The organism is Peribacillus sedimenti, from assembly GCF_046237635.1.
GTDB lineage: Bacteria > Bacillota > Bacilli > Bacillales > DSM-1321 > Peribacillus > Peribacillus sedimenti.
Genome location: NZ_CP143547.1, coordinates 95,001 through 97,500 on the forward strand (window position 1 = coordinate 95,001; position 2,500 = coordinate 97,500).

9 tRNA genes and 3 rRNA genes (2 of these 12 only partly in view) are annotated in these 2,500 nt (G+C 52.8%); all 12 read left to right on the top strand.

The window, feature by feature from the left end:
- Positions 1 to 114: ribosomal RNA gene (locus V1500_RS00470) — 23S ribosomal RNA — on the top strand; it begins 2,832 nt to the left of the window's first position.
- Between the two features lie 67 nt (positions 115 to 181).
- Positions 182 to 298, top strand: a 5S ribosomal RNA gene (gene rrf, locus V1500_RS00475).
- A 10-nt stretch (positions 299 to 308) separates the two neighbouring features.
- Positions 309 to 384, top strand: a tRNA-Val gene (locus V1500_RS00480).
- A gap of 7 nt (positions 385 to 391) precedes the next feature.
- Positions 392 to 467 (top strand) — tRNA-Thr (locus V1500_RS00485).
- 8 nt (positions 468 to 475) lie between these two features.
- Positions 476 to 551, top strand: a tRNA-Lys gene (locus V1500_RS00490).
- Between the two features lie 6 nt (positions 552 to 557).
- Positions 558 to 642 (top strand) — tRNA-Leu (locus V1500_RS00495).
- Between the two features lie 5 nt (positions 643 to 647).
- Positions 648 to 722: transfer RNA gene (locus V1500_RS00500), tRNA-Gly, on the top strand.
- Between the two features lie 10 nt (positions 723 to 732).
- A tRNA-Leu gene (locus V1500_RS00505) sits at positions 733 to 821 on the top strand.
- Between the two features lie 12 nt (positions 822 to 833).
- A tRNA-Arg gene (locus tag V1500_RS00510) sits at positions 834 to 910 on the top strand.
- Between the two features lie 5 nt (positions 911 to 915).
- Positions 916 to 992 (top strand) — tRNA-Pro (locus V1500_RS00515).
- Between the two features lie 16 nt (positions 993 to 1,008).
- Positions 1,009 to 1,084 (top strand) — tRNA-Ala (locus V1500_RS00520).
- 244 nt (positions 1,085 to 1,328) lie between these two features.
- Positions 1,329 to 2,500, top strand: a 16S ribosomal RNA gene (locus tag V1500_RS00525); it runs 378 nt beyond the window's last position.

Below are 2,500 nucleotides of genomic sequence, written 5' to 3' on the forward strand. Positions count from 1 at the left end.
TCCCATGGCGCAAGCTGGTAAGATCCCTGAAAGATGATCAGGTTGATAGGTCAGGGGTGGAAGCGTGGTGACACGTGGAGCTGACTGATACTAATAGATCGAGGACTTAACCATTGTTTTGAAAACATGCAAAAAACCTTACCTGTTATCTAGTTTTGAAGGAACAACGTTCCTTTATATGTTTGGTGACGATGGCGAAGAGGTCACACCCGTTCCCATTCCGAACACGGAAGTTAAGCTCTTCAGCGCCGATGGTAGTTGGGGGATCTCCCCCTGTGAGAGTAGGACGTCGCCAAGCATGTAGTATTGGAGGATTAGCTCAGCTGGGAGAGCACCTGCCTTACAAGCAGGGGGTCGGCGGTTCGATCCCGTCATCCTCCACCATATTTATGCCGGTGTAGCTCAATTGGTAGAGCAACTGACTTGTAATCAGTAGGTTGGGGGTTCAAGTCCTCTTGCCGGCACCATTAGGTACGAGCCATTAGCTCAGTCGGTAGAGCATCTGACTTTTAATCAGAGGGTCGAAGGTTCGAGTCCTTCATGGCTCACCATTATATGCGGGTGTGGCGGAATTGGCAGACGCACCAGACTTAGGATCTGGCGCCGCAAGGCGTGGGGGTTCGACTCCCTTCACCCGCACCATTTATGCGGAAGTAGTTCAGTGGTAGAATACAACCTTGCCAAGGTTGGGGTCGCGGGTTCGAATCCCGTCTTCCGCTCCAAACTTATTTAGCCGGGGTGGCGGAACTGGCAGACGCACAGGACTTAAAATCCTGCGGTAGGTGACTACCGTACCGGTTCGATTCCGGTCCTCGGCACCATTTATAACATATGCGCCCGTAGCTCAATTGGATAGAGCGTCTGACTACGGATCAGAAGGTTATGGGTTCGACTCCTTTCGGGCGCGCCATATTACGGGAAGTAGCTCAGCTTGGTAGAGCACTTGGTTTGGGACCAAGGGGTCGCAGGTTCGAATCCTGTCTTCCCGACCATTATTTATAATTATGTGGGGCCTTAGCTCAGCTGGGAGAGCGCCTGCCTTGCACGCAGGAGGTCAGCGGTTCGATCCCGCTAGGCTCCACCAATCATATTGACATTGGTTATTCAGCCTGTTAATATATAAAAGTTGCTTATAAAATACTAAGTAACGATTGCTCTTTGAAAACTGAACAAAACAAGCGCCAGATTCTTGTTTCTTCTATAAGAAATAAGACGTCTAAATAATAGTGAGTACACACTTTAAAAGTACATGAGTTAAGGATCATCGGCTAAGATCGTCACGTCCTGTGACAACGCCGATGTTAGCACATCCATGTGCGTCACAAATTCTATCGGAGAGTTTGATCCTGGCTCAGGACGAACGCTGGCGGCGTGCCTAATACATGCAAGTCGAGCGGACAGAAGGGAGCTTGCTCCCGAAAGTCAGCGGCGGACGGGTGAGTAACACGTGGGCAACCTGCCTGTAAGACTGGGATAACTTCGGGAAACCGGAGCTAATACCGGATAGGTTCTTCCCCCGCATGGGGGAGGATGGAAAGACGGTTTCGGCTGTCACTTACAGATGGGCCCGCGGCGCATTAGCTAGTTGGTGGGGTAATGGCCCACCAAGGCGACGATGCGTAGCCGACCTGAGAGGGTGATCGGCCACACTGGGACTGAGACACGGCCCAGACTCCTACGGGAGGCAGCAGTAGGGAATCTTCCGCAATGGACGAAAGTCTGACGGAGCAACGCCGCGTGAGCGAAGAAGGCCTTCGGGTCGTAAAGCTCTGTTGTCAGGGAAGAACAAGTGCCAGAGTAACTGCTGGCACCTTGACGGTACCTGACCAGAAAGCCACGGCTAACTACGTGCCAGCAGCCGCGGTAATACGTAGGTGGCAAGCGTTGTCCGGAATTATTGGGCGTAAAGCGCGCGCAGGCGGTCCTTTAAGTCTGATGTGAAAGCCCACGGCTCAACCGTGGAGGGTCATTGGAAACTGGGGGACTTGAGTGCAGAAGAGGAGAGTGGAATTCCACGTGTAGCGGTGAAATGCGTAGAGATGTGGAGGAACACCAGTGGCGAAGGCGACTCTCTGGTCTGTAACTGACGCTGAGGCGCGAAAGCGTGGGGAGCGAACAGGATTAGATACCCTGGTAGTCCACGCCGTAAACGATGAGTGCTAAGTGTTAGAGGGTTTCCGCCCTTTAGTGCTGCAGCAAACGCATTAAGCACTCCGCCTGGGGAGTACGGCCGCAAGGCTGAAACTCAAAGGAATTGACGGGGGCCCGCACAAGCGGTGGAGCATGTGGTTTAATTCGAAGCAACGCGAAGAACCTTACCAGGTCTTGACATCCTCTGACTTCCCTAGAGATAGGGCGTTCCCCTTCGGGGGACAGAGTGACAGGTGGTGCATGGTTGTCGTCAGCTCGTGTCGTGAGATGTTGGGTTAAGTCCCGCAACGAGCGCAACCCTTGATCTTAGTTGCCAGCATTCAGTTGGGCACTCTAAGGTGACTGCCGG